7 protein-coding genes are annotated in these 4,552 nt (G+C 56.9%); all 7 read left to right on the forward strand.

The genetic code is table 11. From position 1 onward, the window contains the following. Positions 1-2,012: hypothetical protein (locus tag GX181_05390; protein ID NLM71374.1), on the forward strand; the 2,012-nt coding region annotated here is incomplete at its 5' end. A gap of 142 nt (positions 2,013-2,154) precedes the next feature. Then, positions 2,155-2,430 (forward strand): hypothetical protein, encoded by a 276-nt coding sequence (locus GX181_05395; protein ID NLM71375.1) that lies wholly within the window; start codon positions 2,155-2,157, stop codon positions 2,428-2,430. A 39-nt stretch (positions 2,431-2,469) separates the two neighbouring features. Continuing rightward, positions 2,470-2,925: a DUF1036 domain-containing protein gene (locus GX181_05400; protein NLM71376.1), complete on the forward strand. Its 456-nt coding sequence runs from the start codon at positions 2,470-2,472 to the stop codon at positions 2,923-2,925. A gap of 13 nt (positions 2,926-2,938) precedes the next feature. Then, the gene (locus GX181_05405) at positions 2,939-3,409 is read left to right on the forward strand and encodes a DUF1036 domain-containing protein (protein ID NLM71377.1); all 471 of its coding nucleotides are present in this window, start codon (positions 2,939-2,941) and stop codon (positions 3,407-3,409) included. Between the two features lie 12 nt (positions 3,410-3,421). Further along, positions 3,422-3,604, forward strand: coding sequence for a hypothetical protein (locus GX181_05410; protein NLM71378.1), 183 nt, complete (start codon positions 3,422-3,424; stop codon positions 3,602-3,604). Positions 3,605-3,724: 120 nt separating this feature from the next. Beyond that, on the forward strand, positions 3,725-4,249 hold the full coding sequence (locus GX181_05415) for a hypothetical protein (GenBank protein ID NLM71379.1): 525 nt from the start codon (positions 3,725-3,727) through the stop codon (positions 4,247-4,249). 101 nt (positions 4,250-4,350) lie between these two features. Next, the coding region (locus GX181_05420) for a hypothetical protein (GenBank protein NLM71380.1) at positions 4,351-4,552 on the forward strand (202 nt) is incomplete at its 3' end.

Genomic DNA, 4,552 nt, shown 5'->3' on the forward strand with positions numbered 1-4,552 from the left:
CCGAGTTTACCGATCACGCCGATATCCTGAGGCTGGGCACGAGGGATTTCTTCTTCGACAGGGAGAGCACGGCCCGTCTCTGTCGCCTTAAGGGAGCCAAGATGTCCGAGCGCGAACTCGACAGGGTGCAGAGCGTTACGGAGGGCTGGGTATCGGCTATTCTGCTTCAGGCCTCCGTCCACAAGGAGACCGGCGCTCTGGCGGATGTGCGCGACATGGACTCGCTGGTCTCAACCGCTGTGTGGAACAGGCTCGACGAATCGGAGAGAGAGCTGCTTGCGTCTCTGACGCTGCTCGAATCCTTCACAATCGACCAGGCGACCCTCATAAGCGGTGAACCCGAGCTCCACGAAGGGCTTAAGAGGCTGATAAGCGACGGATTTTTCATTCAGTATGTGTCGGACAAGGGCGTCTTCTCAATTCACGCAGTTTTAGGCGGCTACCTCGAACAGCGCTTTCAGAATCGCCCCCGTGATTTCATAGCAGTGATGAAACGCAGAGCAGGCGAGGCGTGCGCCTGGGCAGGCGACTACCTGAAGGCAGCGGAGCTTTATTCGGACTCCGGCGATTACGAGAAGGCCCTCTTGCTGCCCCTCACCAGCCGATATCTCAACGATCAGAAGGAGAGGGACATGGTTCTCGTCCTCGAGAAGGTATTCCGGGGCTGTCCCGAGGAGACCCTGCTCAGGCATCCGTTCGCACTGCTAACGTTTGCGTTTCAGTTTATGAAGACGGGCAACGCCTTTTTGTTTTCACGGTCGCTATCGCTGCTCGCTGTTGTTCTATCGTCTTCGGCATCCGTAATGACCGGGGCGGAGATGTCGAGGCTGCGAGGGGAGTTCGCCCTGTTGCGATCGTTCACCGAGTTCAACGATATCCGGGGGATGAGCGAGCAGCACCAAGAGGCCGCCCGTTTTCTGCGCACCGCGGATGACTGCGGAGAGTCGAGAACCGTCGTATTCGGCACCACGCCGTGGACTTTCGGCGTGTCATCGGTGCTATGTCTATATTGGCGAAGAAGCGGAAAACTGGATAGCGAGATCGAGCAGATGGACGATTGTCTTCCGGTGTATCTAAAGCTGTCCGGCGGACACGGATGCGGGGCGAATCACGCGATGCGCGCCGAGGCGCATCTTATGCGCGGCGAGGAGGATATGGCCGAGGGCGAGGCGCTAAAGGCCCTCCATTCGGCGAGGAATTCGGACCAGACAAGCATCGCGCTCTGCGCCGAGCTTCTCCTCGCACGCCTGAAGCTGCTGAGAGGCGACGGGGCGGCCTACCGCACGGCTTTGGAGAACATAAAGAAATACAGGCGAGGTACCGAGAGGTCCATCATCCGCATGATCGACCTTTGCACAGCGACCCTTGGGCTTTTGTCGGGAGGCGACGATCTTCCGGAATGGCTGATGGACGCGGACGGGATAAGAAAGGTGCTCTACGTACAGGGGCAACCTTGCGGCCTGATTATCTACGCAAAGGCGCTGTTTTTGAACAAACGCTACCCCGAGCTGTACGGGCTTACCGAGTCGATGATGGAGTCGCAGGGGGCGGCACGCTTTCTGATGCCGGTCCTCTATCGCAGAATCCTCTTCGCGGCGGCAAAAGCAGAAGAGGACAAAAAAGAGGAGGCCCTGGAATACCTCAGGAGGGCTCTCGATATCGCGCTGCCCGACCGCGTTTACCTGCCCTTTGCGGAATTTGGCGCCACGCTTCTGCCGCTTCTTGAAAAGGCGGGGGCCTTATACGAGAAGGGAGAAATTTCAAGGTTGACAGCCCTTTGCCGTAAGTTCGAGAAGGGCGCGACAGCGGTGAAAACCTACATGGAACCGCAGAGAAAGGGGTTGACTCCGAGAGAAAGAGAGATAGCGCTTCTGGCAAAAGAGGGGTTGAAAACGCGCGAAATCGCCGCGCGCCTGTTCGTCTCCGAGAACACCGTAAAAACGGCTCTGAAAAAGATCTTCGCTAAGCTTAAGGTTCGCTCGAAAAACGACCTGGCCAGGATGGATTTCTAACGACGGCGCCGGCTTGATGTGGGCAGCCGGGCGTAAAGGGGCATTCCGTTGACCTCTGTGCGAGAGGCGACATGAAGGAGAGAACGAAATACGCTGCTGGACAAAACGCAATCAAAGATGCAGCCGACAGGGGCGTGGTTTTTTGAAGGGTAAAGAGGTTTTTTTCAAAAGCGTGAAGGCGCTTCCGGACTTCAAGCTCAAGATACATACAGGGACAAACGCCAGCATAGAGTTCGACTTTTCGTCGCGGTTGAAAACGATGAGATTTGGGGTTCTGAGGGATTCAAAGCTCTTCTCCACTGCGCACACGGACGGTGATTTCATCCTCTTCGGCGAAGCTCCGCCGAAAGTGGTGATCTCCGCCGGAGATTTCATCGACCTTTTGGAGGTCGACAGAACAAAGGGCCCCGACGAATAACACGCCGGCCTTGCGGCAATTTTCAGGAGGTGAACAATCATGAGAACACGCTCCATCAAACTGATTTCAACGGCGTTGCTGCTGCTGGCGCTTAGTGCGGCGGGCGCCGGCGCCGCGGAGATAATAATCACCAACGAGATGAGCAACGAGGTCAACATGGCTTTCCTGTACTTCGACAGTTCGTCAGGCCTCTGGACCACGAAGGGGTGGTACGCCGTAGAAGGCGGAGGCGACAGGACCATCGTTTTCAAAGTCATCGACAAGTCCAAGGGGGTCTACTACGCAGCCTTCAGCGGTTCCACCTCCTACGTGGACTCCTCCACCCTGGACAGGGAGAGGGTCAATCGCTGGATCAGCGACGAGAGGTTCGAATTCGATTTTAATTACAAGCCGTCGAACGGCAAGAACCTGAGGATTGCGCCCTTCTACAGGTGCCGTTACTCGGAGGGTGCGGGCGCATTTACCGTAAGGATCGACACGAGGCCTAAGGGATAGGAGAGGACGGAATATGACGCTAAATCTTTTCAGAAGGTATATCATCGCTGTTGCGCTGCTTCTTGCGGTCGCTTGCCATGTCGGGCCGGCCGAGGCCTGGGTTAATGTGACGATCATCAACAACAGGCCGCACAAGCTCTTCGTGGCATTCTGCTGGGCGGGCTTCGACTCGGAGGACGACCGAAGGATCGGATGGTACCCGGTGGAGCCCGGACAGTCCAGGGCCATCAACCTGGGGTCGGCCGTATCGTCGCTGACGATGAACGAGTTCGGCTTCTACGCAATGGGGACGATGAACAACGGCAAGAAGATCTCATGGTCCGGAGATCTAAGGGAGGTTGTAATCGACCCGAAGAACTCCTTCGACGGTCACCCGGACGACCCGATCCGAGGGGGTCAGACAGTGGGTTTCAGGCAGCTGAAACTGAAGAAGGTCGGCGACCGGAACATGGACGCAGTTGCGACACTGACCTTCAATCCTTAGGAGATGCTTGACATGAGCGTGTGGACGGCTGGGTTGCTGTTCCTGGGATTCGTCGCCATAACAGCTCACATGAGGTACAGGGCGTGCGCGCAGGCCGGACCGAGGCTGCTCTGGATAATCTCCTTCTCTCTCCTGGCGGGCGCGACCCTGCTGTACATCGTGACGAGCTTCTACCTCGTCGCTTCGGTGAAGTAAAAAGGCGAAAGCATCCGGGTTTTTCTATGAATCAACTCCGTCGTCCTTGACGGAGAAATTATGACAAAAGCGAGGTATGCAAGTATGAAAACGAGTTTTCTCCGGTTATACACTGTTGTTTTGGTTGCCGCATTCGCACTGGTGGCGTCCACGGCGTCGATGGCCCCGGCCGGCGAGGGCGACGAGGATGTGAAGGGCCTCTGGATAGCGGTTTACGGTCTGCCCGCGAACACGGTCGATGTGGACTTCCAGATGAACGACGAGGGTGTTGCGTCCTACACGCGGCTTATAGACGACGGTATTGTAGCCCTTGTCGTCGAGAGACTGCCGGTCGAAAACGACGAAGGAGAGCTCGTGACCCCCGAGAATCTGGCCGCCCTCGTTGCTCTCTTCGAGGACATCGAGGAGGACGACATCGACATCTCCGCCGACCTTGACGGATTCGCCGAGCTCTACACCTACCCGGTCGCCGGGGCGGAGTACCAGACGGGAGAGAACGAGGACACGCGCGACTGCGTGGACCTCTTCATATTCACCGATTCGTGGCTGTTCAGGGTCCACGTTGTGGTCGCCGCGGACTTCACCGACGAATACAAGGAGATGGTCGGAGAGTGGCTTACGCACCTGGAGCTCGTGGAGAGATAGTGCGATCCGCCTGCAGAGGCTGTTTTCACTGACCTCCGCTTTTTTCACCGTCCTATGATACAATTTTCCATATGGATTAACACGCGAAAGGAGAGGACGTAATGAAAAGGATATGTTTGTTTCTTCTGGCGTTTCTGTTGGCTGTGGGGGGCGCTTTCGCGGCTTTTGCCGCGGACGATTTCACCATCCTCTCCTTTACGCCCAGCGGGGTGATAAAGGGCAGGACTCCGGTCGAGATCGTCTTCTCCCAGCCGGTTGTCCAGGAGGCCGCAGTCGGCAAGGCAGCGTCGCGAGATGCTGTAC

The organism is Synergistaceae bacterium (assembly GCA_012521675.1).
Classification (GTDB): Bacteria; Synergistota; Synergistia; order Synergistales; family Aminobacteriaceae; genus JAAYLU01.